Here is a 26,757-nt window from a genome sequence, read left to right as displayed (position 1 = left end):
CGGGTCTCCTCGGCTAACTCGTGGCTGGGCGGCGGATGCGCAGGCGGTCCCGCAAGGTCCCGGTGATGCCTTCGCGGGCGAAGAGCACGACGACGATGAGCACGACGCCCATCACGGTCGGCCAGCGCGGTGTCTCGGCCGAGACGGCCGCGCGCAGCACGGTGAGCAGGACCGCGCCGACGATCGGCCCGACGAAGACGCCGGACCCGCCCGTGAGGACCATGAGCATGAAGAGGATCGAGGTGGACAGGTGAGCGGTGGACGGGCTCACCACCGGGTAGTACCCGGCGTAGAGCACCCCCGCGACCGCCATGACCGCACCGGAGACGAGGAACGCGCCGAAGCGCTGGGCCGGGGCGGAGTATCCGATGCTGGTCATCCGGACCGCGCTGTCACGAGTCGCGCGGATGCGCAGCCCGGCCTTCGACCGGGTGAACAGGTAGAGCAGCACCGCCACGACGACCAGCATCGTCAACGCGAGCCAGTAGTACTGGTAGTAGCGGGTGAACCCGCCCGGGCGCAGGCCGCTGACGGCGCCGTTCTCGCCGCCGGTCAGGGCCGACCAGCGGTGGGCGAGTCCCCAGATCAGCATGCCCTCGGCGAGGGTGATCATCAGGAAGTACATCCCGGTCGTGCGGACCGCGGCGATCGCGAAGGCGGCGGTGAGCACGAGGGTGACCACGATCGCGACCAGGGCGGAGGTGAAAAACCCGAGCCCGTACTGGGTTTGCGTGAGCGCCGCGGTGTAGGCACCGGTGGCGAACAGGCCCGCATGCCCCACGGACACGAGACCGCCCTGGCCGATCAGCACGTTCAGGCCGAGCGAGGCGATCGCGAAGATCACGGCCTCGGTCGCGATCCCGATCCAGTACTGGCCGGTGAGGTAAGGCAGGACCACACCCACGGCGGCTGCCGCGACGAGCAGCAGAGTGCGCGTGGTGGTGGAGGTGAGCGCCGTCATCCCAACCGCCCCCCGAGAATCCCGCGCGGGCGCAGCACCAGCACGAGCAGCATCGGTCCGAAGAGGACGAAGTAGAGCAGGTCCGGCACCAGCGCGACACCGAAGCTGTAGAGCAGGCCGACGACGAGGCTGCCGACGACCGCTCCGGGCAGGCTGCCCAGGCCGCCGACCACGACCACCACGAGGGCGAACAGCAGCATCTCCGCGTCCGCGCCCGGGTAGGTCCCGAAGAACACTCCCCCGACCACGCCGCTCGCGCCGGCGAGCAGCGCGCCGAGGACGAACACGCCCGCCGCGACCCGCCGGACGTTGACGCCGAGCGCGCCGAGCATCTCCTCGTCGTCCACGCCCGCGCGGATGATCGCGCCGACCTTCGTGCGCTTCAGCAGCAGCCACAGCCCGGCCAGCACGACCAGCGCGGCGACGATCACGGCCAGGCGGAACCGGGGCACCACGAGATCGCCGAGCCCGACGCTGCCCGCGAGCCACGTCGGCGGCGCGATCGTGAGGGAGTCTCCGCCGAACTGCGCGAGCGCGAGATCGGCGAGCACCAGGGAGATCCCAACACTGAGCAGGACCTCGGAAAGCTCCTTGCCGCGCACCCGGCGGTAGACCAGGCGCTCCAGCACACCGCCGCCGACGGCCACGCCGAACGCCCCGGCGGTGAGCGCGAGCAGCCAGCTCCCGGTGGCGCCCAGGGTCACCAGACCGAGGTAGCCGCCCCACAGGTAGAAGGAACCGTGGGCGAGGTTGAGCACGCCCATCAGGCTGAAGATCAGGGTGAACCCGCTGGCGACCAGGAAGAGCAGGCCCGCGAAACTCAGGCCGTTGAAGGTCGTCAGCGCCAACTCGCTACCGGACATCGTTGTCCTCCTCGAGCAGGGGCAGCCCCGGGGTGTCAGGCGGTTCGGGCCAGCTGTGCCCGGCGGCCTCGTCCAGGGCCCGGACGACGCGTTCGGGTGTGATCGGCTGATGCCACACCCGTGCGCCGAAGGGGGAAAGCGCGTCGTTGACCGCGTTGTGCACGGCCGCGGGCGCGCCGGCGGCACCGGCTTCGCCGGCGCCTTTGACGCCCAGCATGGTGACCGGGCTCGGGGTTTCGATGTGGGTGATGCGCACGTCCGGCAGCTCCGGGCCGGTCGGCATGAGGTAGTCGAGCAGGGTCGAGGTGAGCAGCTGGCCGTTCTCGTCGTAGTACAGCCGCTCGAACAACGCCCCGCCGATGCCCTGCGCGACGCCGCCGCGGATCTGCCCGTCCACGATCTCGGGGTTGATGAGCACCCCGCAGTCCTCGACGCACGCGTAGTCGACGATGTGGACGAGCCCGCTGTCCTCTTCGATCTCGACGACGGCGGCGTGGGCGCCGTTGTTGAAGGTGACGTTGGGGCCGCTGTACTCCCCCACCACCGACAGCCCGATCCTCAGCTCCGGCGGCAGGCGGTGGGTGCGGAAGTGCGCGACCTCGGCGAGCTCCTCCACTCCCAAGTGGACGTTCGGCGCGCCCGCGACCTGGACCACGCCGTTGCCGATCTCGAGGTCGGCCGGGTCGACCTCGAGCAGGTGCCCGGCGATCGCGAGCAGCCGTTCCTTCACCTCGCGGGCGGCCGAAGCCGCAGCACCACTGCTGACCACGGCCGAACGGCTGGCCCACACCCCCGTGCCGTGCGGCACTACCGCCGTGTCGCCGCTGACCACGCTGATGCGATCGAACGAGACCCCGAGGTGGTCGGCCACGACCTGCGCGGCCGTCGTCTGCAGGCCCTGGCCCTGGCCGGGCGTGCCGAGCAGCACGGTGACCGAGCCGTCGGCCTCCACCCGCACCTCGACCTGGTCGTGCGCGGTGATCGGGGCGCCGCGCTTGCCGTAGAACATCACGCCGGGCGCGGTGACCTCGACGAAACACGCGAGCCCGACACCGAGCAGCCGCCCGCGTTCGCGCGCTTCGGCCTTGCGCTTGTCGAGGTCCGGCCCGGAGGGGAGCATGGCGAGCAGCTTCTCCAGCGACTCCTGGTGCGAGCCGCTGTCGTAGACCTGGCCGGTCACGGAGGTGTAGGGCAGTTCCTCGGGCGCGATCAGGTTGCGGCGGCGCAGTTCCGCCGGGTCGAGCCCGAGCCGGCGCGCGGTCTCGTCGAGCAGCGTCTCCATCGCGAGGATGGCGACGGGGTGCCCGACGCCGCGGTACACCGCGAGCGGAGCTTTGTTGGTGATGGCGACGCGCAAGTGTCCCGAGTAGACGGGTATCCGGTAGGGGCCGGGCATGATCGTGGCGACCTGGATGCCTTCGGTGACCATGCTGCGCGGGTAGACGGAGTAGGCGCCGCCGTCGCTCACGACCTCCGAACGCAGGCCGAGGATCCGGCCGTCGGCCGCGACGGCCAGCGCGGCGGACACCCGTTCGTCGCGCGCCTGCGTGTCCGACTGCAGCGATTCGACGCGGTCCTGGATCCACTTCACCGGACGGCGCAGCAGGATGCTGGCCGCGCACGTGGCGACCTCGTCGGAGTACACGTGCGCCTTCATGCCGAACGCGCCGCCGACCTCGTCGGTGAGTACGCGGATGTTGCTCTCGCGCAGGCCGAGCAGCTCGGCGAACACCGACTGCAGCATGTGCGGCGCCTGCGTGGACAGCCGCACGGTGAGCGACTTCGCCGACGGGTCGAACTCGGCGACGACGCCGCGGGGCTCCAGCGCGACGGCTGTGTGGCGCGCGGTGCTGATGCCGGTCTCCACGATCACGGCGGCCTCGGCGAAGGCCGCTTCGACGTCACCGGTGCCGAAGGTGCCTTCGAAGGCGAGGTTGGACGGCAGCTCGTCGTGCACCTTCGCCGCCGACGCGTCGAGGGCGGCGATGGAGTCGACGACCGGGTCGAGCTCCTCGTAGTCGAGGGTGACCAGTTCCAGCGCGTCCTCCGCGACGGCGCGGCTTTCGGCCACGACCATCACCACGGGCTCGCCGACGTAGTGCATCTTGCCGGTGGCCAGGGGCCGCTGGTCGCCACCGACCAGGCCCGGCCAGTCGAGCAGGCCCTTCCACGAGCGGCACATCGGGTTGAAGTCGTCCGCGGTGAACACGGCGACCACGCCCGGCGCCTGCTTGGCGGCCTCGACGTCGATCGCCGTGATCAGCGCGTGCGCGACCGGGGCGCGGACGAACGCGGCGTGCAGGCAGCGGGCCGGGGTGACGTCGTCGGCGTAGCGGCCACGGCCGAGCAGGATCTTCGGGTCCTCGACGCGCTTGACGCGGCGGCCGACCCAGCCTTCGGTGATGCTCACGCCCGCGCCTCCCGCACCTGCTCGGCGTATTCGGCGATCGCGGTCACGATCGGCGCGTACCCGGTGCAGCGGCAGAGGTTTCCGGACAGCCGCTCGCGGATCTCGTCGCGGGAGAGGTCCGGGTTCTCCTCGACGGCGGCGACGGCGGCCATCAGGAAACCCGGCGTGCAGAAGCCGCACTGCAGCGCCTGGTGCTCCCAGAACTTCTGCTGCAGCGGGTGCAGCACGTCCTCGGCACCGGCCGTCTCGCCCAGGCCTTCGACGGTGTCCACTGTGGATCCGTGCGCCTGCACGGCGAGGGTGAGGCAGCTGCGCACGGCCGCGCCGTCGAGCCGGACGGTGCAGGCGCCGCAGACGCCGTGCTCGCAGCCGAGGTGCGTGCCGGTGAGGCCCAGGTCGTGGCGCAGGAAATCGGCGAGCGTGGTCCGCGGCGTGGTGCGCGCCGACTCGGGTTTCCCGTTCACCGTGAGGGAAACCTGCGTCGGCTCGTGGGCGTCAAGCACGGGCACTCTCCACTTCGGACTGGCTGCGGGCGGCGGCTTCGGCGAGCGAGCGGGCGACGAGCCGGGTGCCCGCACGGCGACGGTAGGTCACGGAACCGTGGATGTCGCCGACGACGTCGATCTCGTCGAACGCCCGCGCCGCGGCTTCGGCGAGCACGGCGTCGTCGAGGACCTGACCGGCGAGGATCGCTTCGGCGGCTGTGGCGCGGCGAGGGGTGCCGGCGATGCCGAACAGCGCGATCCGCGCGTCGGTGCAGCGCCCGGCGGAATCGGTGTCCAGCACGCAGATCACGCCGACGAGGGCGAAGTCCCCGCTGCGGCGGGTGATCTCGCGGATCGACCAGCCGGCCGTCGCGGGCACGAGCGGCAGCTCGGCGCCGGCGACGACCTCACCGTCGTTCAACGCGGTCAGGTACGGGCCGAGGAAGAAGTCGCGCGCCGCGATCCGGCGCCGCCGCTCGGCACCGGCGACGCGCACGGACCCGCCGAGCGCGAGCAGCAGCGCGGGCAGCTCGGCCGCGGGATCGGCGTGTGCGAGCGAGCCGCACACCGTGCCGCGGTTGCGGATCTCGGGGTGCCCGACCTGCGCGAGGCTTTCGGCGACCAGCGGGTGTCGGCGGCGCGTCTCGGGGTCGGTCTCGAGCGCGCGAGTGGTGACCGCGGCCGAGACGACGAGGCCGTCGGTGTCACGGAAGGCGTGTCCTTGCAGGTCTTTCGCCGTGGTGATGTCCACGAGCACGCTCGGGTTCGACATGCGCAGCGCCATGACCGGGAGCAGGCTCTGCCCGCCGCCGAGCACCCGCGCGTCGGGCCCGTACTCGCCCAGCACCGCGACCGCGTCGCCCAGCGATGCGGCGCGGTGATAGCCGAACGGAGGCAGTTTCACCGGCTCGTCTCCCTTGACGTGTTCGAAATGCTGAACGCTGTTCGATTTCCAGAACAGTTTGGGAAGAGCCGGAGCGGATGTCAAGTCGGCCGGGCCGATTTTCGCGCCGTTCAGGAGAGTTCGGGGGCGCGAGCCACCGATGCGGTCGTCAGCGGCGGTACACGGTGGCTGCCATGCGGGCCCGGATGGTCTCGGCCGCCGGGTGGTTCAGGTCCTCGTACAACGACAGCGCGGCCTGCCACAGGCGGTGCGCGGTTTCGGGGTCTTCACCGGCCAGTGTTTCGGCGATTCCGGCCAAGGCGCGCGCGTGTTCGAAACGGTCCCCGGCGTCGGCCGCGAGCACGCGCGCCGATTCGTGGTGCCTGCGCGATTCGAGGGCCAGACCGGCTTCGAAAAGGGTTGCGCCCAGGCTGTTGTGGATGTCGGTGAGTATGCCGTGGTGTCCGGAGCCCGACGGACGTCACCAGGTGCGCGCGGATGAGTTCGTCGAGCAGCGCGGCCGTGGCGGTGAGGTCCGTGCCCGTCATCGCCGCGGCGGCGTGGAGGTCGAAATCCGGGCCCGGGTGGGTGCCCAGGAGCCGGAAGAGCCGAGCCGCCCCGGCGGGCAACGCCCGGTAGGACCACGAGAAGACGGTTCGCAGCGCCGTCCGGTCGGCACCGCCGGCGTCGAGCACGGTCAGCCTCCGGCGTTCGTCCCGCAGCTCCCGCACGGCGTCGGCGAGCATCATCCCGGCGCGGCTTCGACCGCCTGGTCTCGCCCCGTCTCGGTCTCTACTACGGTCAGACCCGCGACGGTGGCCTGTACCACTACCTCGACCACAACCCGTACGACCTTGACGGCTCGGACCTGGAGTACTTCACGAACGACCCGGTCGACGCGAGCGGCTGGACCCGGACGGTGCTGTCGGCGCAGCCGATCGTCGGCTGAGCCGGTGGTCCCCGGCCATCCGGCCGGGGGCCACGCCGCCGTCCTCAGTGGCCGGGAAGGATTCCGCGCTCGGCGAGCACGCGCAGCCAGTGACGGAAGGACGCCTCCGTATCGCGGGTTTCGGTGAAGCCCGCCTGGTGGATCTTGACGGTGCTGACGAACGCCGGAGGCGGCGCGATCTCGGCGCCGGCGGCGAAGTGGAAGTCGGCGTAGTGGTGGGATTCGCCGAGCAGGGCGGCGAGCGGGACGGGCCGCAGGCCGTGGGCGGCGACGATCCGGTCCCAGGTTCCCGCGTGCGCGCGCAGGAACTGCGCCAGCCGCCGCGGGCTGTCCGGGCCCGGTTCGACGCCCAGTTCCTCGGCCAGCGCGGGCCACAGGTCACGCCAGGCGAACACCTCGCCGTTGGTGAGGTTGAAGTGCTCGTCGCGGGCCGCGCGCGCGGTGGCCGCCCACACGGCGGCGTTCGCGACGAGGCGGACGTCGACTGCTTCGGTGACATACGGTGGCCCGCCGGGGAAGCCGAACGGAAGTCCTTCGGCCCGGCAGATCGCCGCGTAGGCACCGATCACGGGCGGCAGGTTCATGGCGACGCCGTGGGTCGGGCCGACCACCAGCTGCGGGCGCAGGATGGTCCAGTCGAAACCGCGTTCGGCGGCCAGCGCGCGCAGGTGGTCTTCCTGCAGCCAGTAGAAGTTCTCGTGCTGATCACGCGGGTGACGTTCGCGGGCCGGGATCCGGATGGGGTGGCGGTGCACGCCGTACGCCTTGGTGCCCTGCAACAGGGTCACGTGCTCCAGACGCGCACCGGACAGGGCGCCGGTGAGGGCTTGCAGCATGCGCTCGTTGGTCCGCATCTGGTCCCGGTCGCGCCAGCCGCGGACCAGGCCCGGCTTTTCGAACACGGCGGTGTACACGAGGTGCGTCACGTCCCCGAAGCGCCTGGCCGCGTCCGCCACGGCGGCCGCGTCGGTGAGGTCGAGGGGCACGTGCGCGAAAGGGACCCCCGGTTCGGTCTCCGGCGCGCGCCGTGACACGGCGACGACGTCCCAGCCCGCCTGGGCGAACGCCGAGACGCACGCCGCGCCGACCAGCCCGCTCGCACCGGCGACGAGGACGGTCACGGCCGCTGCCCCGGCATCGTGCGGTCCGCGGCGGTGCCGGCGAGCCAGCTGCCGCTGCCGCCGGTGGGACGGAGTAGCCCTTCCTGCATCACGGTCACCACGAGTTCTCCGTTCTCGTCGTACATCCGGCCCGAGGCCAGGCCGCGCGCGCCGGCCATGACCTCGGCACCCTGCTCGTAGCGCAGCCAGCGATCGGCGCGCGGCGGGCGGTGGAACCACATCGTGTGGTCGAGACTCACGCCGTCGAACTCGCCGTCGGCGTAGACCACGCCGAGCGGCAGGAGCGCGGTTTCGAGCAGCGTCATGTCGGAGGCGTAGACCACGGCGCAGGCGTGCAGCAGCGGATCGTCCGGCAATGACCCGTCGGCGCGGACGAGGGTGGTCTGCGCGCGGCGCGGCCGGTCGCGCAAGGTCGGGTCCAGCGGTGGTGGCGGGTCGACGTAGCGCAGGTCGATCGGACGGGAAAAAGTCCACAGTGGGCTGAGCCGGTAGCGCCGGTCACTGAAGCGCTCTTCCCAGCGGGGCAGGGTTTCCGGGTCGATCGCCGCCGGCGTCGGGCCGGGATGGCGCGGGCCGGGCTCGGGGACCTGGAACGACGCGGTCGCGGTGAGGACGAGGGCGTCGTCCTGCCTCAGCTCGACGCCGCGGAGGTCGAAGCTGCGGCCTTCCTTGACCGTGGTCACGTGCAGCTCGATCGGGACGCCGGTCCGGCCGGGCCGGATGAAGCGGGCGTGGAGGCTGTGCACCGGGCGGTCCGGCGCGACGGTCCGGCCCATCGCCGCGAGCGCCTGCGCCGCTACTTCACCGCCGAAGAGCCGGTGCAACGGATCGGCCCCGCCGGGGTCGCGGAACACGCCCGGCGCCACGGGTTCCAGGTCGAGCCGCTCCAGGAGGTACTGCAGCGCCGGGCTCCTCATGCCGGCCCCGTCGCGAGGAGGGTGGCGGTGGCCGAGACGACGGGTTCACCGCCGGAGCCCGTGATCAGCTGGGTGACGTCGGTGAAGCGCAGCTCCCCGGCGCGGCCCGTTTTGGCGGTGCGGCCGGTGATCCAGTGCCGGGAACGCACGGTTTCACCGGCGACGAGCGGACGGTGGTAGGCGAACGTCTGTCCACCGTGGACGACGGGTCCGCTGCTGCGGGCCCAGCGCGCCGAGTCGGCCACGGGGTCCGGGCGCGCGGAGCCCGGGCCCGATTGCTCGTCGGGATACCAGCCGAGAGCCGGCAGTGCGAAGGCGAGCGTCGGGATGCCGGGCACCCCCGCCAGCCCGGCCTGGTCGGCGGCGAAGGCGTCGTACCAGAACGGCGCCCGCGCCCCGACCGCGCCGGCGAGCCGGGTGAGGACGCCGCGCTCGACGTGCAGCCGGTGGTCGGCGACGGGCGCGTCGGCGGGAATGGCAGGCGACGGCGGTCGGGACCCGAGGTCCGCTTCGACGGTCAGGGCGACGATGTCGCCGCAGGTGACGGTGATGTCGACGCCGCCGGGACGGGCCGCCGTGGCAGCGGCACCGGAGGCCCGGGTCGCCGTTCTCGCCGAGGCGGGAGCACCGGAACTGTCGGCGGGAACCGCCGTGGAGGCAAGCGCGCCGACCTCGCCGCCACGATCCGCTGCCGCGGCGATGCCGGGGCGGCGCGTCGTCGTCGCGGCGAGGGGCGTGTCGAGGTAGACCGGGGCGCGGAAGCGGGCGCGGCAGGCGCTGAGACCGGCCGGTCCGGCGTCGTCGGCGAGGTGGGCGAGAACGCGGCCGAGCGTCAGCATGCCGTGGGCCACGATGCCGGCGAATCCGGCGTCGCGGGCTGCGGGCGCGTCGTGGTGGATGGTGTTGAAGTCCAAGGCCGCGCCGGAGTATCGGACGAGGTCGGTGAGGGTGTAGGACCAGGGTTCGGTCACGGCGTGGCCTCCGGTTCGACGTGCGCCTCGACCGGTTCCCCGTCGCCGCAGCGCAGCCGCAGGTCCGGGCCGTCGACGGTGATGGAGACCGTCGAGCCGACCGGCACCGGTGCCCGGAAGCGCAGGGTCACCGCACCCGTGCTGCCGCTCGTCTGCAGGGTGTCGCAGGCGAGCGCGAACAGCAGGGAGCCGTGCACGATCGGGACGCCGAAGCGGGTCGTCGCGGCGTAGGCGGGGTCGAGGTGGAGTGGGTTGTGGTCGTCGACGACGTCGGCCCACGCGCAGATCTGCACGGGGCCGAGCGGGAATTCGCTCATGCGGCGCCCGCCGGCCAGTCCACCACGAACCGCACTGACGCCACCGGCTCGCCGATCGCGGAACGCAGGTCGGTCACGATCGCCAGACGGCGGCGGCCGGAGCGTTCACCGAGCACAGTGGACGAAATTCGCGCCTGCCAGCGGCCGTCGGCCGGCACCGCGCCCTGGGTCGTCTGCGAGATCTCACGCAGCACGCCGCCCGGTGGCATGTCCCGGCCGCGCGTGTACGCGAGCCGTCCCACCACGGAAGCGAGCCCGGCCGGGGGGTCGTCGCCGGACCACCCGGTGACCGCGCAGTAGGCCGGCAGCAGTTCGGCGCCGACGTCGAGTCCGAGCCATTCGCCGTGGGTGTCGAGATCGCCGACGCACAGCAGCGCGCTCATCGGAACCGCGCGACGGCCGCCTGCACCGTCGGCCCCGTCGCCGAGGAAGCCTGCGCCCAGGACTCGAACTCCAGCGTGGCCTCGAAACCACCCGTGGACGCGAGCCCGACGGCCTTCTTGATGTCCCGCACCAGCGCCGGATCCGCGGCCGCCCACCGGTCCGCGTAGGCGATCGCGACGGCCACCGGATCGTCGGCCAGCTCCAGCGCGAGCCCGGCTCCCACCGCCGCCTCACCGCTGAGCGCTCCCCCGTCGAGCAGCAAGGCCAACGCCCGCTGCGCCCCGAGCACGTCGACCAGGAACCACGTGCAGCCGCCACCCGGATGCAGGCCGATCCGGGAGAACGTCGCCGCGAACGACGCGCGCGGCCCGGCGATCCGGACGTCGCACGCCAGCGCGAGGTTCAGCCCGGCGCCGACGGCGGCGCCCTGCACCGCGGCGACCGTCGGGATCGCGAGGTCGCGCAGGCGCAGGAAGCTGTCGTAGACCGCGTGCAGGTCGCGCCGGATGTCCGGGATCGCGCGGTCCGTCTCACCGAACACCGCGGGCAGGTCCGCGCCGGCGCAGAACGCCTTGCCCGCACCGGTGACGACGAGCGCGCGGGCGTCGGCGTCGGCGGCCACGGTGGCGATCGCGTCGGTGAGGTCCTGGCACATCTGCCCGTCGAGGCAGTTGCGCCGGTCGGGGTCGGCGAGCGTGAGCGTCCAGCGCCCGTCCTTGTTCTCGAGGTCGACCTTGCTCGTCATCGGTCCTCCGCTTCGGAAAGGTCCTCGGTCACCCAGTCCCACACCGCGTCCGGGCCGAGCCGGGTGAGCCGCTCGCCGAGCAGGCGCGCCCAGTACCGCTCGCCGCCGAACTCGTCGCGCCACGACCAGAGCCGGCGGGTGGCGAGGTGCAGCGGGTGCTCCCGCGTCACGCCCATGGCACCGTGCAGCTGGTGCGCACCGCGGGCGACCTCGGTGGCCGCGGCCGCCGTGATCACCACGGCCGCCGCCACCCGGTCGAGGTCGCCGCTCTCCGCGACGGCCGAGGCGACCGCAGTGCGCGCGAGCGTCAGCTGCGACTCCATCCGCGCGAGCGTCGCGCCGACGGCCTGGAACTTGATGAGCGGCCGGCCGAACTGCTCGCGCACCGTCACGTGCGCCACGGTGTGGGCGACCGCCGTTTCCAGCGCTCCCACCGTCGCCGCGGCCTGCAGCAGCGCGCCGGTCGCGGCGAGCGACTCCGGCACCTCGCCGATCCGCTCGACCGCGGCGTTCTCGAACCGCACGGAATCACGCGGCTCGCCGGCGAGGTTCGCGCCCGGTACGACGGTCACCCCGGGTGCGCCGGCCGCGACGACGACCAGCACCTGTTTCCCGTCCGCGTCGCGGGCCGGCGCGACGAACCGCTCGGCCGCGCGGGCCCAATGCACCCGGCTCGCGGTGCCCGACAGCTCGGTGCCGGCCAGCTTCAGGCCGTCGCCGGAAGGGGGCAGCACGACGGCCGCGGGGCCTGCCGGCACCGTGTGGCCGGCTGCCGCGAGCACCAGGCCGGCCCACGCCGTTTCCAGCAGGGGCAGCGCGACCGTGTGCCGGCCGGCCGCCTCGACGAACTCGGCCAGCTCCGCCAGGCCGCCGCCGGACCCGCCGAGTTCTTCCGGCGTCCCGACACCGGGCCAGCCGAGGTCGCTGACGGTGGCCCACACCGGTGGCAGGCTGCCGTCGGGGTCACCACCGTGGCCGCTCAGCACGTCGTCGGCGACGGCGCGTAGTCCCGACTCGTCGGCCGGGCGGCCCGCAGCAGCGGCTGAGCGGGCGATGATCGTGCGCAGCACTTCCGTGGTGCCGCCGCGGATCGTGAACCCGGGTGCGGCGAGCACGCCCTGCGCGAGCAGACCCGCTTCACCCTCGGCGAAGGGGTCCGGTTCGACTTCGAGGACCGCGCGGGCCAGTTCGTTGACGTCGCCCTCGAAGAGGGTGCCGAGATCCTTCAGCACCGCCGCCTGCTGCACGGGCGCGGCGCCGCCGTCGATGGCGATCGCCACCCGCCACACGAGCTGCCGCAACGTCGCCAACCGGGCGAGTGCTTCGCCGATGCGCACCGCCGCGTCCGGGGCCGGCGTCGTGGTGTGGGCGACGACGGCGGCGAGCAGCGGGTAGGTGCTCAGCACGCGTTCCATGCCGCCGCGCTCGAACGCGAGCTGCTCCGTGACCTGCTGCCACCCGTTCCCAGGCTCGCCGAGCACGTGGTCGGCGGGCACGAAGACGTCGTCGAACACGACCTCGTTGAAGTGGTGGTCGCCGCGCAGGTCGAAGATCGGCCGGATGTCCACGCCCGCGGACGAGAGGTCGACGATGAACTCGCTGAGCCCTTCGTGCTTCGAACCGCTCGCATCGGTGCGCGCGAGCACGTACGCGTGAGTCGCGCGATGGGCGTGGCTGGTCCAGATCTTGCGGCCGCGCACCCGCCAGCCGCCGAGCACCGGCCCGGCCACGGTGTGCACGGACGCGAGGTCCGAGCCGGACTCGGTCTCGCTCATGCCCAGGCAGAACGACACGTCACCGCGGATGATCAGCGGCAGGTAGGTCTTCTGCAGCTCGGGTGAGCCGTAACGGAGGATGGCCGGGCCGATCTGCCGGTCGCCCATCCAGTGCGCGGCCACGGGCGCGCCGGCGCGCAGCAGCTCTTCGGTCACCACCAGCCGCGCGAGGTTCGACCGGTCGCCACCGCCGAACTCGGCCGGCCACGTCATGCCGACCCAGCCGCGCGCGGCCAGCTCCCGGCTGAACTCCGGGTCGTGCCCGCGCAGCCAGGCGTCGCACTTCGGGACGAACCGACCCTGTTCCTGCCATTCCCGGGCAAACGCGCGGACCTGCGCCCGCAGTGTCGTCAAATCCGTCGTCAGGTCTTCGGTCAACGCAGCACCTCCAGTTCAGCGTGGGCCCGGCGAGCCACCGCGTACCCACGCCCAGCAGCTTCGGCCAGAACTCCCGCTGCCGCACGGCGTTCCTCCGGCGAGACTTCGGTACGCGGTTCCGGCGAGGAGACGTCGACGCCCATTCCTCGCAGGTGGGTGACGAAGTCGTCGGCGCCGGGCACCTGCGCGGCCAGCTCCTCGAGCCGCGGCTGCGCGCCGAGCCGGACGCTGCCCCAGCGCGTGTGCATCCGGACCAGCGAGTGCGGCCCGGGCGCGGCGGTCACGTGCTCGACGCGGTCCTGGATCCGGCGCAGGTCGCTGCCGCCGTGCAGCCACACCAGCTCCCGGGCCGCCGCGGCGACGTCCGGCGCCCCGCCGCCGCCCGGCAGCCGCACGGACGGCTTCTCCCGCGGACCGAGCAACGAGGAGTTGACGCGGCCGAGGACGTCGATGTTGCTCGCGTCCAGCACGACGCGGTCGAACCGGCGGGCCATCCCCAGCAGCACGTCCGACGTGGTGGCCCGCCAGCCCAGCGCGTTGGCATAAGCCGGGTAGTCGGTGGTGCTCGTCGGTACCGCCGTCCCGGCCTCCCAGCACCCGGCACCGGCTTCGAAGACCTGGACGAAGGATTCGCCGTCGAGCGCGTGGGCGAGCTGACCGGCCAGCACCGGCCAGTGGAAGCCGGTGAACACCCAGCCACCCCGGCGGAACTCCCGGGCGGCGCGGACGAGGAAGTCGACGGTGGGCGTGGTCACGAAACCACCTCCTCGACGACGAGAACCTCGTCCGCCAGCCACTCCTGGAACCCCTCCGGAGTCCGCGACTGCGCGGCGTAACGCTCGTACGCCTCGACGTCCCGCTCGTAGCGGCCGACCGCGCCGTCGGGCGCAACCGCGCCGGGCACTCGCGCGAACGCGTCCACGAGCAGACCCGGGATGGTCACGCCCAGCGCACGCACCTCCCCGGCGGGAACGACGTCCTCGGCGACGAGCACCACGCGCTGTGCCGCCTGCGCGGCCAGCAGCACCTCGCCCAGCGGTCCGCGGATGTGGCCGTTGCCCTCGGCGTCGACCACGTCGACGTGGATGAACGCGACGTCCGGCCGCTCGGCGCGCACCACCGTGGTGCTGCCGAACGGACTGTCCACAGTGGCCAGCAGCCCACCGGTCCAGTCCTCGTCGGTGTACCCGGTCCCGGGCAGTCCCGTGACGGGCAGGAACGGCACCCCGTGCGCGCCGGCGGTCAGCGCGCTGCTGAACAGGCCGAGGCTCAGCTCGTGCAGCTCGACCGTGCCGGCGCCCGACTCGGCCAGCCGGCGGAAGTTCCAGGCCGGGGCCGGGCCGACGGGGCTCCAGCAATGCCCGAACGTCGCCGAGCGCAGCACACCCGCGCCGAGGAGCTGGTCGAGCAGCAAGCCACCCGAGGCGATCACCGCGTCGAGGTCGCGTAGCCCTTGGCGGATCAGCTCGTGGCCGACGCTGAACAGCTGCGCGCCGAAGTTGCCGAGATACACGCGCGTGCCCGGACGGACGTGGGTCCGCACGGCCTCGGCCAATGAGGTCGGTTCCGTCACCGGTACGCCTCCGGCAGCATGTGCAGGCCCGCCCCGAGGTGCGCGCCGCCGTCGATCTGCAGCAGCTGGCCGGTCATCAACGCACCGGCGGGGCTGGCGAGGAACGCGACGAGCTCCGCGACGTCGGCCGTCGGCGTCGGCTGCTGCATGGGCGTGGCCTTGTGCACGAGGTTGCCCAGCACGTGCTCGCTGGCCTCGTCGTTCAACGCGTGGGTCAGGACGGTGCCCGGGCCGACGCAGTTGATGCGGATGCCGTCGGTGGCCCACTCCAGCGCGAGGGTGCGGGTCAGGCCGAGCACGCCCGCGCGGGCGGCGATCGAATGCGCCATGCCCATCCCGCCACGCTCCACACCGGACAGTGAGAGGTTCACGACGCTGCCCCGCGTGCGCGCCAGATACGGGTGCGCCGCCTTGGTCAGGTGGAAGATGCTCGTGAGGTTGAGGTCCAGCACGGAGTTCCACCCGTTGACCGAGATGTCCAGCGCCTTGGCGAAGAACTGGCCGCCGGCGTTGTTCACCAGCAGGCCGAGCCCGCGGCTCTCGCCGACCTCGACGAGCGCCGCCGCGGCGGCTTCCGTGTCGCGGACGTCGCACACGCGGTGGTCGTAGCCGCCCGGGCCGTCGAGCAGATCGCCGGTCTCCTTGAGCGAGTCCTCGTGGCGCCCGAGCCCGGTGACGTGGGCGCCGAGCTGCACGAGCCGCTGCGTGACGGCCCGGCCGATCCCGCTGCCGGCCCCGGTGACCAGCGCGGACAGGCCGTCGAGCGTGCCGCTCGCCAGGACCCGGGGTTCGGTGGTGGCTGCTGTCATCGCGCTGTCTCCTTGGGATTCGCGGTGGCGTGCTCGGGACGCGCGGGGGCGGGCCGGCGGCGCGGCCGGTGCCCGGAGAACGAGACGGGGTACTGCGGCACGGCCTCACCGCCGGCTTCGCGGGCGACGACCGCGCCCGGCCGCTCGGCCGTGGTCGCGGTCAGCGCCCCGACGGGGTCGCGCACGGGCCCGGCCGGGATGCCGAGCTCCTGCATCCGTTCGCAGACCTCGGCGACGGTGTGCCGAAGGGTCCAGTCTTCGACGGCGGCGTCAAACCGGGCGCGGTCGGCCAGCCGCTGCCGCGCGGTGGCGTCCGGGCCGGCCGCTGTGCCGAGAAGCGGCCGCAGCAGCGCCCAGTGTTTGTCCAGCCCGGCGTAGACGTAGCAGAAGCCGTCGCGGCAGGAGTACACATTCGACGGTGCCGTGGCGGCGTCGCGGTTGCCCTGCCCCGCGGTGAAAGCGGCGTCGTCGGCGGCGAGCAGCGATGCCGGGCCGGCGAGCGAGGCCATCGCGACCTCGATCATCGGCACATCGATCTCCAGCGCCGGTGCGCGTTGCTGGTCGAGGAGGGCCATCGCGGTCGCCGTGGCGGCGTGCAGGCCGCTGAACACGTCGGTCGGGTAGCCGGCCGCGATGCTCGGGCGGCCGTCCTCATCGGCGTTCAGCACGGCGAACCCGCTCACCGCCTGGGCGATCGAGTCGAAGCACGTGCGCGGGTCGTCGGCGCCGTAGGCACTGACCACGGTCACGACGAGACCGGGGTGCTGCGCGTGCAGCGACGCGGCGTCGAGCCGCAGCCGTTCCCGGGTGCGGCGGCCGAAGTTGAGCACCACGGCGTCGGCACCGGCGAGCAGTTCGTCGAGGCGAAGCCGGTCCGCCGGGTCGCGCAGGTCGAGCGCGACGGACGACTTCCCCGTGTTGTAGGCGCGGAAGTAGCTGCTGCCGAAGCGGCTGCCCGCCAGCTCCCGCGACGGGTCGCCGCCGGGTGGCTCGACCTTGACGACGTCGGCGCCGTAGTCGGCGAGCACCTGCCCGCACACCGCGCCGGCGATGTACTGGCTCAGGTCGATCACCCGACGGCCACGCAAGGGCTGCGGCGTACTCACTGCCGCGCTCCCGCCGCCTGCCGCCGCAGCAACTGCGCCGGCCGGTAGCGCGGATCGCCCGTGAGGTCGGCCATCGACCGCAGCGCCTCGTACACCGCGGGCGCGCCGGCGAGCTGCAGTGTCTCGAACGGGCCGCGCGGGTGGTTCATGCCGAGGGTCAGGGCCACGTCGACGTCTCCGGCCGACGCGGTTCCTTCCTCGACCAGCCCGGCCGCCTCGTTGACCATGGAGCAGGCCAGCCGGTCGACCACGAGCCCCGGCAGGGCCGGGACTTCGACCGAGGCCGCGCCGACGGCGTCCACAACGGCGGTGACCGCCGGGGTCGGCGCCACCTTCGCGACGTCGTCGCGCACCACCTCGGCGAACACGTCACCGGCGGGTGCGCGGTGCAGGCGCAGCCAGCCGACGCCGGCGGGCAGCACGTCGAGCCAGTGTCCGTCGGAGCTGTCCACCACCACCTCGCCCGCCGCGGCCAGCTCCCGCACGGCGGCGACGTCGCCCTCACCCGGCCGGCTGTGGCAGTGGTACACCGTGATCGTCCGGGAGCCCGCCGTCGCCGGCAGGCCGCCGGCGTCCGGGCCCGCGCTGACGAGCCGCACGTCCGCACCCTCGGAGCCGGCCTCGCGCCGCAGGTGAGCGATCGCGGCCCGCGGTTTTTCCGTTGCGTAGTCGTAGAAGCCGCGGCCGGCCGCTCGGCCGGTGAAGCCGCTGCGCACCAAGGACCGGGCCAGCGGGATCGGCCGGTAGCGGGGGTCGCCGAACTCGCGCAGCGCCGTCTCGGACGAGCCGAGGTGCGTGTGCAGGCCGGTGAAGTCCAGCAGCGTCAACGGTCCCATCGGGTGGCCGAGACCTCCGGACGCGGCGGCGTCCACCACACCCGCCGGCACGCCTTGCGTGACGAGCAGCTGCGCTTCGTAGTACAGGGGCCGGCACACGCGGTTGACGATGAAGTTCGGCGAGTCCCGGCACACCACCGCGGTCTTGCCGAGCGCTTCGGCCAGCCCGCGGGCCTGCTCGGCCACGGCCTCGCTCGTCCCGCCGCCCACGATCACCTCGACGAGCCGCATCTTGGTGGCGGGGTTGAAGAAGTGCATGCCGACGACCCGAGCCGGGTCACCGAACGCCTTGCCCATCTCCCCCACGGACAGCGAGGACGTGTTCGACGCGACCAGCAGGTCGGCGCGCCCGAGCGTGGCGACTTCGGCGAGCAGCACCCGCTTCACGCCCATGTCCTCCACGACCGCCTCGAGGAACACGTCCGCGTCCGGCACCGCCTCGGCGAGCGTGGCGCCCGAGATCGACGACACGGTTTCGCCCGCGGACTCGGCTTCGGCCCGGATCTTCGCCAGCCCTGCCTCGGTCAGCTCCGGCGAGACGTCGACCACGCGCACGTCCGCCCCGGCGCGGTCGAAGACGCGGCTGATGTCGCGGCCCATCGGCCCGAGGCCCGCGACGACGACCTTCAGCCCGGCGAGATCACTCACGCCGCCACCGCCTCGATCACCGCGGCGACGCCCATCCCGCCACCGACGCACAGGCTGGCCACGCCGAGCCGCGCGCCGCGGCGCTCCAGCTCGGACAGCAGCGTCACCACGAGCCGCAGCCCGCTCTGCCCGGTCGGGTGGCCCAGCGCGATGCCACCGCCGTTGACGTTCACCCGGTCCTCGTCGAGCTTGAGCTCGCGGACGTTCTGCACGATCTGCGCGGCGAAAGCCTCGTTGATCTCGAACAGGTCGATGTCGCTTGTGGACAGTCCGGCCGAGGCGAGCGCCGCCGGGATCGCCGCCGTGGGGCCGACGCCCATCATGCTCGGGTCGACCCCGACGGCCGCGAAGGACAGGATCCGCGCCCGCGGCTTCAGGCCGTGCCGTTCGACTGCGTCGCCACTGGCCACGACGATGCCGGCGGCGCCGTCGGCCATCTGGCTGGAGTTGCCGGCGGTCACCGTGCCGTCCTGCTCGAAAGAAGCGCGCAGTTTCGCGAGCCGCTCGAGGCTGGTGTCGCGCCGGTAGGTCTCGTCCGTGGCGAGCGAACCGTTCTCGCTCTCGACCGCCACGACCTGACCTTCGAACCGGCCCTCGTCCCACGCCCGCATCACACGTTCGTGGCTGCGGGCCGACCATTCGTCCTGCGCGGCCCGCGAGATCCCGAACTCGCGCGACACCTTTTCCGCCGTCTGCCCCATGTTCATGCCGCAGATCGGGTCGGTGCCGCCGTCGCGCCAGCCGTCGGCGAGCGTGATGTCGCCGCGGCGAGTGCCCTCCCAGCGCAGCGTGTACGGCGCGATGAACGGCATCGTGCTCATGCTCTCGACCGCGATCGCGAGCGCCACGTCGGCGCTACCCCCGAGCACCGACTGGTGGGCCAGCTGCACGGTCTTCAGGCCCGAAGCGCACGCCATGTTGATGGTCTGCGCCGGCACCCGCTGCGCCACCCCGGCGCGCAGCGCGACCTGGCGGCCCGGGTTGGGACCGTTGCCCGCCTGCCGGCAGTTGCTCACCACCGCTTCGTCGACGGCGTCGGCCGGCACCCCGGCCCGCTCCAGCGCCGCCGCGCCCGCGATACCGCCGAGCTCGACCGTGCGCACGTCGCGCAACGCACCGCCGTAGCGCCCGTTCGGTGTGCGGACGCCCCCCACCAGAAACACTTCCCTGCTCATCTTCCGCCTCTCGTCGCGTGGGTCCGGAAAAGTCGGGTTCGTCAGCCGGCGCGCACCACCCGCTTGGTCTTGTGCGTGCTGCGCGGCAAGGTGCCTTCGGGCACCGGCTCGGCGACGCAGCGCACGGTCAGCTCCGCACGCACCGCCGCGGCGAGCCGGGAGCCGAAGTCCTCGGGCACGCCCTGCTCGACCTCGACCCGCAGCTTGATGCCGGTCAGGTACCCGGTGGCGGGGTCGGTGACGTCCTCGTCGAGCACGATCAGGTACTCCCCCGTGGTGCCCGCGGTCCGCCGCACCACCTGCTCGACGGCACTCGGGAAGAGGTTCACGCCGCGTACCACGAGCATGTCGTCGGCCCGGCCGACCACTCCGCCGGCCAGCCGCCCGTGGGTGCGCCCGCAGCCGCAGCGCGCGTTGTCGCGCACCACGATGTCGCCCGTCCACCACCGCACCAGCGGCGTGGCCTGCTTGTCGAGGTGCGTGAGCACGAGCGCGCCGGGCGTGCCGTCCGGCACCGGCTCGTGCGTCTCGGGGTCCACGATCTCCGCGTACGCGAAGTCCTCGACGAGATGCCCGCCCGCCTGTTCCTCGCACTCCCACGCGATCGGCTGGAACTCGAGGCTGCCGTAGCCGTCGAAGCACTTGGCGCCCCACCTGCGTTCGATGTGCGCACGGGTCGCGGGCACGCAGGCGCCGGGCTCGCCACCGACCTGGATGCGGCTCACGGCCGAGCCCGTCAGCGGTGTGCCCTTGGCCTCCGCGGCCTCCGCCAGGTGCAGGATGAACGACGGTGTGCCGCTGATCGCCGTGGTGCCGTAGCGAAACATCGTCTCGATCTGCCGCTCGGTCTCGCTCGACCCGCCAGGCAGCACCGTCGCCCCGAGCCGCTCGTAGCCTGCCGTCGCGCCCAGACCGCCGACGAACCACGCATAGCCGAACAGGCACTGGTACACGTCGTGGTCGCGCACGCCCTGCGCGTACCCGGTGCGCGCGTAGAGGTCGGCCCACCTCGTGAGGTCCGCCGCCGACCAGCACACCGGGGTCGGCCTGCCGGTGGTGCCGGAGGAGAAGTGCACCCGGCGCACGTCGCGCGGATCGGCCGTCACGTTGGTGCCCCACGGCGCCGCGGAGTCGAGGTCGGCGACGTAGTCCGCCTTCGTGACCACCGGCAACCGCCGCAGGTCCTCGAGCGTGCGCACGTCGCCCGGTTCGAACCCGAGCTCGCGCCACTTCGCGCGGTAGAAGTCGCTGTGCGCCCCCACGTACTCGAGCTGCTTGCGCAGCGCGGCCAGCTGCAGTTCGCGGAGCTGCTCCAGGGGCCAGGTCTCGACCTCGCTCCAGTAGCGGTCGGAGTACGGGCGGACGGTGGTCGGAGAAGTCATGTTCTGCTCCTGCGCAGGCCGTTGACGATGAAGTCGGCGTACTCGTTGGCCACCCGCTGCACGGATGCGTAGTCCCCGCGCTCGGGGTCGTACCAGAGGCTGATCCAGTTGAGGGCACCCAGCGCCGGCTTCGTGGCCAGCCGGGGATCGACGTCGCGGAACAGGCCTTCGCGCTTGCCCTCGTCGATCACGTCGGCGAACATCTGCTCGTACTCGTCCCGCAGGGCGATCACCTTCTGGTACGCCTCGCGGTGAGCCTGGTTCTCCTGCAGGCGGTGCATCTCCACCGCCTGCACGGCCACCCGCTGGAACGAGTTGCGGGTCATCATCAGCCCGGCGTGGTGGTGCACCATGCGCCACAGCCGGTCGGCGCTCGAGATGTCCGTGGTCGCCGCGATGGGCGCCACCCCGGCGATCATCTCCTCCATGCCGGTCTGGACCACGTCGAGGAAGATGTCCGCTTTGGTGCGGTAGTAGTGGTAGACGCGGCCCTTGGTCGCGCCGAGCAGCTCGGCGATGCCGTCGATCGTGGTCGCCTCGTACCCGGTCCGGGTGAAGGCGAGCGCCGCGGCCTCGAGGATCTCCCGGGGCCCCGGCCCGGTCCCGGATCGGGACGTCCTGCCGGTCATGCGGCGGCCCCGGCGGGCACGAAGGCCAGCGGGCGGATCGGTGATCCGGTGCCACCGCGGATGGACAAGGGCGAGGCGGTGAAGAAGAAGTCCCAGACCTCGTCTTCGGCGATTGTCGAAAGGTTCATGGCCTCCATGATCGGCACCCCGTGGTCGAGGAGCAGATGGCAGTGCACCTGAAGCGTCGGATTCGGCATCCGCTCGTAGGCCACGGTGTCGCAGCCACTGGCCACGACGCCGTGGTCGGTGAGCCACTGCGCACCCGAGAGCACCACGCCGGGAGCGCCGGTGCTGGTGCCGAGGAAGGCCGCGTTGTCCTCCCACAGACCGTCCCAACCGGTGCGCACGAGCACGACCGAACCCGGCTGTGGCACCGGCTTGTCGGCGAACCACCGCTCGAACAGGTCCGCGTCCACGCCGTCCTCGGGCGTGAGCGGCCGCCCGAGCGCACGCGTGGCGTCGACCAGGTGACCGCGGCCGGCCATCGGCGCGAGCTCGTGCACGGAGACTTCGAGCATGCCCTCGGGGTAGGTCTGGTTGGAGACGATGTCGACGCCGCCGTAGACCTTGCCGAGCTTCGAGACGTGCGCCAGCCCGTCGACGTGCGTGCCGACGTGCCCACCGGTGGTGATCATCTCGGCCGCCGCGGAGACGTCGTCCGGGTACATCACCTCGCCGTGGCGCTTGGTCAGCGAGAAGCTGTACGGCGGGTGGTTCGGGTGGTGCGGCACCCCGGTGTAGAGCTGCTGCGCCAGGTCGTAGACCTTGAACCGGCCCGCCGGCGGGAAGTCGACCCGCTGTTCCCAGGAAGCGCTCACTTCGCGGCCCCGAGTGCCCCGGCCTTGAGCGCCTCCGCCTTGATGGCACGGCCGAGCACCAGCCGCTGGATCTCCGAGGTGCCCTCGTAGATCTCGAGGATCCGCTGGTCCCGGTAGAGCCGCTCGGCCGGGCAAGGCTTGCAGTAGCCGGCGCCGCCGAAGACCTGCACGGCGGTGTCGACCGCGCGGTGGGCGGCTTCGCTCGCATCGAGCTTGGCCATCGCGCCCAGGATCGAGACGTCGCCTCCTTCCTGGTAGGTGCAGGCGGCGCGATGGGTGATCATCCGGGCCGCGGTGAGGCGGGTGGCGACGTCGGCGAGCGGGAACGAGATGCCCTGGTTGTCGATGATCGGCGTGCCGAATGTCTGCCGCCGGGCCGCTTCGCGCGACCCGACGTCGTAGCCGGCGAGGCCGACGCCGATCGACTGCGCCGCCACGGTGATACGGCCGGCGTTGAGCGTGAGCATCGCGAGCTTCATGCCCTTGTTGAGCTCGCCGAGCATCGCGTCGTCGCCGACGACCGTGTCGAGCTTCAGGTTGCTCGTCTGCGTGCCGCGGATGCCCATCTTGTCTTCAAGGTGGTCGATGACCACTCCGTCGGAGTCCTTGTCCACCATGAACGCCGTCATGCCGCGGGTTCCGGCTTCGGGGTCGGTCAGCGCGAACACGACGTAGTGCTGCGACGCGCCGCCGTTGCCGATGAAGATCTTCTCGCCGCGGATCCGCCAGCCGTCCCTCTCGCGGACGGCTGTCGTCCTGATGCGCGCGGCGTCGCTGCCCGCACCCTCCTCGGTGAGCGCGAAGCTGACCGCCTGGCCGCTCGCGAGGCCACCCAGGTAGCGGCGGCGCTGCTCGTCGGTGCCGGCCAACACCACCGGGGTGCCGCCGAGCGCGTAAGCGGTGAGGATGGCGCCGGTCGACGCGCAGGTCCGCGACACCTCTTCGATCACGGCGCAGACCACGTCGAAGCTCGCGCCCTGGCCGCCGTACTCGGTGCCGATGAAGAGGCCGGCGAGGCCGGACTCGACGAGGACCTGCACGCTCTCCCACGGGTAGCGCTGCTCGCGGTCGAGCTCCTCGGCCAGCGGCGCGAAGTGCTCCGCGGACAGCTTGCGGGCGAGTTCCCGCCACTGCTGACCTTCCGGGCTCAGCGGCGGCTCCCAGATCACGGACACGGTCGGGCTCCCATCATTCGTCGGCGGCAGCGGTGGCTGCCGGAGAGGCTTCGGCCGCCGGGTGGCGGCGGCGCACCAGCAGGCGCCCCAGCCCCGCGAAACCGTTGGGCGACACCAACAGCACGAGAGCGAGGACGCCGCCGAGGACGATCTTGTCGACATCACCGCCGAACGAGGCGAGCTGCTGCTGCGCGGTGATCAGCGCGGCCCCGACGAGCGGGCCGAGCAGCTGACGGCGGCCCGGCAGGATCACGGCGGTGAGCATGAACAGCAGGAACGACGCCGACAGCAGGTCGGGGCTGACGTAGCTGCGCTGGAACGCATACAGCCAGCCGGCGAGCGCGCTGATCGGCGCCGACACGACGAACACCAGCACGCGCGTGCGGCGCACGTCGACACCCATCGTGGTCGCCAGGCCCGGGTTCATCTGGGTCATGAGGGCGTTGGCCCCGAGCCGGGACCGGCGGAACCGCGCGATGAAGAAGATCACGAGCACGAGCAGGACGTAGGCGATCGGCCAGATGTCCACGTCGGTCCGGGCGACGTAGCTGCCGCCGATCGCCGGCAGCGTGAGCAACGGGACGCCGACGATGCCGTCGGACCCGCCGAGACCACCCACATTGGACACCACGGTGAGCCCGATGATCGCGGTCGCGTACGTCACGAGCGAGAACACGAACTCCCGCGTGCGCAACGTCGCCAGGCCCACGAGCAGGGCCAGCAGCGCCGCGATCGCCAGGGACACCAGCAGCGACGGCAGCGGCCCCCAGCCGGACTTCACCGTGAAGTACGCCGTGGCGTAGGCGCCTGCCGCCCAGAAGAGCGTGTGCCCGAGGCTCACCTCGCCGAGGTAGGACAGCACCACGTCGGCGCCGTAGGACATCATGGCGAAGATCGCCACGAGCACACACGTCGTGTAGATGCGGGTGGAGCCGCCGAGCAGGGTGGGCAGCAGGAACCCCGCCACGGCCAGCACCAGCCAGCCGGCGACGCGGGCGCTCGGACCCAGCCGCCGCGGACTTCCCGCGGCACCACCGGGGTTCGTGGTCCCCGCCGGGGCCCGCCCGGCGTGCACTGTGTTCGTCATCGGGCGGTCAACCCCTGAGGTCGGACGATCAGGACCACGAGCAGCACGGCGAAGGCCGCAGCCGTGGAGAAGGCCGGCGAGACGTAGGCGCCGAAGAACGCGGTGAACACCCCGAGCCCCAAGCCCACGAACAGGCCGCCGGTCAGGTTGCCGATGCCGGCGAGCACCACCACGAGGAACGTGATCACCAGTTGGTCGAAGCCGATCGAGGTGAGGATCGGGCTGCGCGGCGCCACCACCGCGCCGGCGAGCGCGGCGCACGCGGCGGAGAACACGAACACACCCAGGTACACCTTGGCCGCGTCGATGCCGTACAGCTGCGCCAGCTTCGGGTCTTCCGCGACACCACGCACGAGGCGCCCGATGTTGGTGCGCCCGAGCACGAACCACGTGACGCCGTAGAGCGCGAAGGCCAGGATCACGATCAGCAGGTCCTGCCCGGTGAAGCGCGCCGAGCCGATCGACATCCCCGCGTTCTGGAACGGGCTGTCGATGACCTGCGGGTTGCCGCCGAACAGCAGCGAACCGCCGCCTTCGAGCAGGTAGCCGAACGCGAGCGTCACCAGCATCAGGCTGACGATGTTCTGGTCGAGCGTGAGCCGCCGCATCAGCAGCTGCATGATCCCGCCGAGCACCGCGACCGCGACCACGGCGACCGGGATCGCCGCCAGGTAGGGCAGCCCGGCCTTCGTGATCACCAGGAAGGTGAGGAACGCGCCGATCATGTACAGCTGGCCGTGGGCGAAGTTCACCAGGCGAGCGGCGCCGAGCAGCACGGTCCAGCCGACCGCGAGCAGGGCGTAGCCGGCGCCCAGGGCGAGGCCGTTGACGAGTTGCGCGAGGATCACGACCGGCCCAGCCTTCCCAGGTAGGCGGAGACGATGCGCTCGTCGTCCCGCATCTCGGTGCACGGCCCCGTGCCGACGACCTGCCCCTGTTCCAGCAGGTACAACCGGTCCGCGACCTCAAGCGTCGCGCGCACGTTCTGTTCGACCAGTAGCACCGACAACCCGCTCGTGACGAGCTCCCGGATGTGTTCGAGCACCTCGACGACGAGCCGCGGGGCGAGCCCGACGGACGGCTCGTCGAGGATGAGCAGCCGCGGCGCCGCGCGCAGCGCCCGCCCGATGGCCACCATCTGCCGCTCGCCGCCGCTCAACGTCGAACAGCGTGCGTGCGCCCGGGCGGGCAGCTGCGGGAACACGTCGTAGACGTCCGAGACCTCGTATCGCCGGCCGGAAGCGTCGCGCGGCGGCCGGACCATCCGCAGGTTCTCCTCCACCGTCATGCGTTCGAACACGCTCTTGCCCTCGGGCACGAGCACCACACCGAGCTTGGTGCGCTTGTGCGCCGGCAGCGTGGCGATGTCGCGGCCGCCGAGGCGGATCGCGCCCGTGGCGCTCGCCTTGCCCCGCGACCACCCGGCGACGGCGTTGACCAGGGTGCTCTTGCCCGCGCCGTTGGCACCGGCCACGGCGACGAGCTCCCCGTCGGCGACGGTCAGGTCCACCCCGGCCAGTGCGGTGCTGCGCCCGTAGCGCACGCGCAGGTCGTCGACTTCCAGCAGCGCCGTCATGCCGGCCTGCCCAGGTACGCTTCGAGCACAGCGGGGTCGCGCTGCACGGCTTCCGGCTCGCCGTAGGCGATCGGCTCACCGCGGTCGATCACCAGGAGCCGGTCGACGATCTCCATCACCAGGTCCATGTGGTGCTCGATGAGCACCACGGCGAGCCCGCGGTCACGCAGCTGCAGCAGCAGTTCCGCGAGGTTGTGCATGTCCTCGCCGCCGACGCCGGCCGCCGGTTCGTCGACGAGCAGCACCCGGGCTCCCGCGCCGTAGGCGAACACGATCGACAGGCACCGCTGCAGCCCGTACGGGATGTTGTCGGGGAACATCCCGTGGTAGCGCGCCGGGATCCCGAAGTCCGTGAGCAGGTCCGCGGCCGCCTTGCGGGTGCGGGACCGCTGCTTCGCCTCGCGCCACGGCGTGAAGACGCTGCCGGCGAGCGGCACCCCGTTCTCCACCGCGAACGTGGCGGCCGCGTTGTCCAGCACGGACAGTCCACTGTAGAAGGAGTTCTGCTGGAAAGTGCGGCGCAGACCGCGCCGCGAGAGCCGGTGCGTGGGCACGGAATCGACGTTCGAGCCGTACAGCTCGACGGTGCCGGTGCGGCGCACGGTGTTGGTCACCGCCGCGAAGCTCGAGCTCTTGCCCGCGCCGTTGGGCCCGATGATGCCGAGGATCTCGCCGTCGGACACCGTCCAGGACACGTCGCTCAGCGCCCGCAGGCTGCCGTAGTGCACGCAGAGGTCCGCCACCCGCAGTGCGGGGACTTCCGAGTCCGGTGAGGACATCGGCC

General features: G+C 72.4%; 27 protein-coding genes. All 27 read right to left on the bottom strand.

The window, feature by feature from the left end; genetic code table 11:
- Nucleotides 1–13: 13 nt before the first annotated feature.
- The 27 genes from K1T34_RS37795 to K1T34_RS37670 all read right to left on the bottom strand — a co-directional run bounded on the left by K1T34_RS37795 (nucleotide 14) and on the right by K1T34_RS37670 (nucleotide 26,752).
- Entirely contained in the window at nucleotides 14–961 is a 948-nt protein-coding gene (locus K1T34_RS37795; RefSeq protein WP_220239515.1) for a branched-chain amino acid ABC transporter permease, read from the bottom strand.
- Nucleotides 958–1,824 (bottom strand): branched-chain amino acid ABC transporter permease, encoded by an 867-nt coding sequence (locus tag K1T34_RS37790; RefSeq protein WP_220239514.1) that lies wholly within the window; start codon nucleotides 1,822–1,824, stop codon nucleotides 958–960. Before K1T34_RS37790 ends, K1T34_RS37795 begins: the two co-directional genes overlap by 4 nt.
- Nucleotides 1,814–4,234, bottom strand: coding sequence for a xanthine dehydrogenase family protein molybdopterin-binding subunit (locus tag K1T34_RS37785; protein WP_220239513.1), 2,421 nt, complete (start codon nucleotides 4,232–4,234; stop codon nucleotides 1,814–1,816). Before K1T34_RS37785 ends, K1T34_RS37790 begins: the two co-directional genes overlap by 11 nt.
- Complete coding sequence (locus K1T34_RS37780) at nucleotides 4,231–4,737, bottom strand: (2Fe-2S)-binding protein (RefSeq protein WP_220239512.1); 507 nt, start codon at nucleotides 4,735–4,737, stop codon at nucleotides 4,231–4,233. The genes K1T34_RS37785 and K1T34_RS37780 overlap by 4 nt, the downstream gene beginning before the upstream one ends.
- Nucleotides 4,730–5,623 (bottom strand): xanthine dehydrogenase family protein subunit M, encoded by an 894-nt coding sequence (locus K1T34_RS37775; protein ID WP_220239511.1) that lies wholly within the window; start codon nucleotides 5,621–5,623, stop codon nucleotides 4,730–4,732. The genes K1T34_RS37780 and K1T34_RS37775 overlap by 8 nt, the downstream gene beginning before the upstream one ends.
- Nucleotides 5,624–5,771: 148 nt before the next feature.
- A complete protein-coding gene (locus K1T34_RS37770; RefSeq protein WP_220239510.1) occupies nucleotides 5,772–5,966 on the bottom strand; it encodes a hypothetical protein in 195 nt (64 codons plus the stop codon).
- A gap of 629 nt (nucleotides 5,967–6,595) precedes the next feature.
- Nucleotides 6,596–7,672 (bottom strand): NAD-dependent epimerase/dehydratase family protein, encoded by a 1,077-nt coding sequence (locus K1T34_RS37765; RefSeq protein WP_220239509.1) that lies wholly within the window; start codon nucleotides 7,670–7,672, stop codon nucleotides 6,596–6,598.
- On the bottom strand, nucleotides 7,669–8,589 hold the full coding sequence (locus K1T34_RS37760) for an acyl-CoA thioesterase II (protein ID WP_220239508.1): 921 nt from the start codon (nucleotides 8,587–8,589) through the stop codon (nucleotides 7,669–7,671). Before K1T34_RS37760 ends, K1T34_RS37765 begins: the two co-directional genes overlap by 4 nt.
- Nucleotides 8,586–9,560, bottom strand: a complete 975-nt coding sequence (locus K1T34_RS37755; RefSeq protein WP_255637837.1) for a MaoC/PaaZ C-terminal domain-containing protein — start codon at nucleotides 9,558–9,560, stop codon at nucleotides 8,586–8,588. The genes K1T34_RS37760 and K1T34_RS37755 overlap by 4 nt, the downstream gene beginning before the upstream one ends.
- Nucleotides 9,557–9,877 (bottom strand): MaoC family dehydratase, encoded by a 321-nt coding sequence (locus K1T34_RS53745; RefSeq protein WP_255637836.1) that lies wholly within the window; start codon nucleotides 9,875–9,877, stop codon nucleotides 9,557–9,559. Before K1T34_RS53745 ends, K1T34_RS37755 begins: the two co-directional genes overlap by 4 nt.
- Nucleotides 9,874–10,260 (bottom strand): hypothetical protein, encoded by a 387-nt coding sequence (locus K1T34_RS37750; protein ID WP_220239506.1) that lies wholly within the window; start codon nucleotides 10,258–10,260, stop codon nucleotides 9,874–9,876. Before K1T34_RS37750 ends, K1T34_RS53745 begins: the two co-directional genes overlap by 4 nt.
- A complete protein-coding gene (locus K1T34_RS37745) occupies nucleotides 10,257–11,006 on the bottom strand; it encodes an enoyl-CoA hydratase (RefSeq protein WP_220239505.1) in 750 nt (249 codons plus the stop codon). Before K1T34_RS37745 ends, K1T34_RS37750 begins: the two co-directional genes overlap by 4 nt.
- The gene (locus K1T34_RS37740) at nucleotides 11,003–13,159 is read right to left on the bottom strand and encodes an acyl-CoA dehydrogenase family protein (RefSeq protein ID WP_220239504.1); all 2,157 of its coding nucleotides are present in this window, start codon (nucleotides 13,157–13,159) and stop codon (nucleotides 11,003–11,005) included. The genes K1T34_RS37745 and K1T34_RS37740 overlap by 4 nt, the downstream gene beginning before the upstream one ends.
- Complete coding sequence (locus tag K1T34_RS37735) at nucleotides 13,156–13,914, bottom strand: hypothetical protein (RefSeq protein ID WP_220239503.1); 759 nt, start codon at nucleotides 13,912–13,914, stop codon at nucleotides 13,156–13,158. The genes K1T34_RS37740 and K1T34_RS37735 overlap by 4 nt, the downstream gene beginning before the upstream one ends.
- Nucleotides 13,911–14,732 (bottom strand): CoA-transferase, encoded by an 822-nt coding sequence (locus K1T34_RS37730; protein WP_220239502.1) that lies wholly within the window; start codon nucleotides 14,730–14,732, stop codon nucleotides 13,911–13,913. The genes K1T34_RS37735 and K1T34_RS37730 overlap by 4 nt, the downstream gene beginning before the upstream one ends.
- Nucleotides 14,729–15,541 carry an SDR family NAD(P)-dependent oxidoreductase gene (locus K1T34_RS37725; RefSeq protein ID WP_220239501.1) on the bottom strand — a complete coding sequence of 271 codons (813 nt, stop codon included), beginning with the start codon at nucleotides 15,539–15,541 and terminating at the stop codon, nucleotides 14,729–14,731. The genes K1T34_RS37730 and K1T34_RS37725 overlap by 4 nt, the downstream gene beginning before the upstream one ends.
- Nucleotides 15,538–16,647: a CaiB/BaiF CoA-transferase family protein gene (locus K1T34_RS37720; protein WP_220239500.1), complete on the bottom strand. Its 1,110-nt coding sequence runs from the start codon at nucleotides 16,645–16,647 to the stop codon at nucleotides 15,538–15,540. Before K1T34_RS37720 ends, K1T34_RS37725 begins: the two co-directional genes overlap by 4 nt.
- Entirely contained in the window at nucleotides 16,644–18,131 is a 1,488-nt protein-coding gene (locus tag K1T34_RS37715; RefSeq protein ID WP_220239499.1) for a 3-hydroxyacyl-CoA dehydrogenase NAD-binding domain-containing protein, read from the bottom strand. The genes K1T34_RS37720 and K1T34_RS37715 overlap by 4 nt, the downstream gene beginning before the upstream one ends.
- The gene (locus K1T34_RS37710) at nucleotides 18,128–19,306 is read right to left on the bottom strand and encodes a thiolase family protein (RefSeq protein ID WP_220239498.1); all 1,179 of its coding nucleotides are present in this window, start codon (nucleotides 19,304–19,306) and stop codon (nucleotides 18,128–18,130) included. Before K1T34_RS37710 ends, K1T34_RS37715 begins: the two co-directional genes overlap by 4 nt.
- A 41-nt stretch (nucleotides 19,307–19,347) precedes the next feature.
- Nucleotides 19,348–20,688 (bottom strand): phenylacetate--CoA ligase family protein, encoded by a 1,341-nt coding sequence (locus tag K1T34_RS37705; RefSeq protein ID WP_220239497.1) that lies wholly within the window; start codon nucleotides 20,686–20,688, stop codon nucleotides 19,348–19,350.
- A complete protein-coding gene (locus K1T34_RS37700; RefSeq protein WP_220239496.1) occupies nucleotides 20,685–21,317 on the bottom strand; it encodes a TetR/AcrR family transcriptional regulator in 633 nt (210 codons plus the stop codon). Before K1T34_RS37700 ends, K1T34_RS37705 begins: the two co-directional genes overlap by 4 nt.
- A complete protein-coding gene (locus K1T34_RS37695) occupies nucleotides 21,314–22,135 on the bottom strand; it encodes a cyclase family protein (protein WP_220239495.1) in 822 nt (273 codons plus the stop codon). The genes K1T34_RS37700 and K1T34_RS37695 overlap by 4 nt, the downstream gene beginning before the upstream one ends.
- Nucleotides 22,132–23,310 (bottom strand): acyl-CoA dehydrogenase family protein, encoded by a 1,179-nt coding sequence (locus K1T34_RS37690; protein WP_220239494.1) that lies wholly within the window; start codon nucleotides 23,308–23,310, stop codon nucleotides 22,132–22,134. The genes K1T34_RS37695 and K1T34_RS37690 overlap by 4 nt, the downstream gene beginning before the upstream one ends.
- A 13-nt stretch (nucleotides 23,311–23,323) precedes the next feature.
- Complete coding sequence (locus K1T34_RS37685; RefSeq protein WP_220239493.1) at nucleotides 23,324–24,397, bottom strand: branched-chain amino acid ABC transporter permease; 1,074 nt, start codon at nucleotides 24,395–24,397, stop codon at nucleotides 23,324–23,326.
- Complete coding sequence (locus tag K1T34_RS37680) at nucleotides 24,394–25,245, bottom strand: branched-chain amino acid ABC transporter permease (protein ID WP_220239492.1); 852 nt, start codon at nucleotides 25,243–25,245, stop codon at nucleotides 24,394–24,396. The genes K1T34_RS37685 and K1T34_RS37680 overlap by 4 nt, the downstream gene beginning before the upstream one ends.
- Nucleotides 25,242–25,973: an ABC transporter ATP-binding protein gene (locus tag K1T34_RS37675; protein WP_220239491.1), complete on the bottom strand. Its 732-nt coding sequence runs from the start codon at nucleotides 25,971–25,973 to the stop codon at nucleotides 25,242–25,244. The genes K1T34_RS37680 and K1T34_RS37675 overlap by 4 nt, the downstream gene beginning before the upstream one ends.
- On the bottom strand, nucleotides 25,970–26,752 hold the full coding sequence (locus K1T34_RS37670) for an ABC transporter ATP-binding protein (protein ID WP_220247603.1): 783 nt from the start codon (nucleotides 26,750–26,752) through the stop codon (nucleotides 25,970–25,972). Before K1T34_RS37670 ends, K1T34_RS37675 begins: the two co-directional genes overlap by 4 nt.
- Nucleotides 26,753–26,757: the final 5 nt, after the last annotated feature.

The sequence above is a fragment of the Amycolatopsis sp. DSM 110486 genome (assembly GCF_019468465.1).
In the GTDB taxonomy this organism is placed as follows: domain Bacteria; phylum Actinomycetota; class Actinomycetes; order Mycobacteriales; family Pseudonocardiaceae; genus Amycolatopsis.
Note: the sequence above shows the minus strand (reverse complement) of the source record. Positions and strands in the feature narration are given on the sequence as shown.

Coding starts and splice junctions, on each gene's coding strand:
- K1T34_RS53745 (WP_255637836.1), bottom strand. CDS start 9,877: ATGAGCGAATTCCCGCTCGGCCCCGTGCAGATCTGCGCGTGGGCCGAC.
- K1T34_RS37685 (WP_220239493.1), bottom strand. CDS start 24,397: ATGACGAACACAGTGCACGCCGGGCGGGCCCCGGCGGGGACCACGAAC.
- K1T34_RS37670 (WP_220247603.1), bottom strand. CDS start 26,752: ATGTCCTCACCGGACTCGGAAGTCCCCGCACTGCGGGTGGCGGACCTC.
- K1T34_RS37760 (WP_220239508.1), bottom strand. CDS start 8,589: ATGAGGAGCCCGGCGCTGCAGTACCTCCTGGAGCGGCTCGACCTGGAA.
- K1T34_RS37710 (WP_220239498.1), bottom strand. CDS start 19,306: ATGAGCAGGGAAGTGTTTCTGGTGGGGGGCGTCCGCACACCGAACGGG.
- K1T34_RS37745 (WP_220239505.1), bottom strand. CDS start 11,006: ATGACGAGCAAGGTCGACCTCGAGAACAAGGACGGGCGCTGGACGCTC.
- K1T34_RS37725 (WP_220239501.1), bottom strand. CDS start 15,541: ATGACAGCAGCCACCACCGAACCCCGGGTCCTGGCGAGCGGCACGCTC.
- K1T34_RS37700 (WP_220239496.1), bottom strand. CDS start 21,317: ATGACCGGCAGGACGTCCCGATCCGGGACCGGGCCGGGGCCCCGGGAG.
- K1T34_RS37795 (WP_220239515.1), bottom strand. CDS start 961: ATGACGGCGCTCACCTCCACCACCACGCGCACTCTGCTGCTCGTCGCG.
- K1T34_RS37790 (WP_220239514.1), bottom strand. CDS start 1,824: ATGTCCGGTAGCGAGTTGGCGCTGACGACCTTCAACGGCCTGAGTTTC.
- K1T34_RS37750 (WP_220239506.1), bottom strand. CDS start 10,260: ATGAGCGCGCTGCTGTGCGTCGGCGATCTCGACACCCACGGCGAATGG.
- K1T34_RS37705 (WP_220239497.1), bottom strand. CDS start 20,688: ATGACTTCTCCGACCACCGTCCGCCCGTACTCCGACCGCTACTGGAGC.
- K1T34_RS37675 (WP_220239491.1), bottom strand. CDS start 25,973: ATGACGGCGCTGCTGGAAGTCGACGACCTGCGCGTGCGCTACGGGCGC.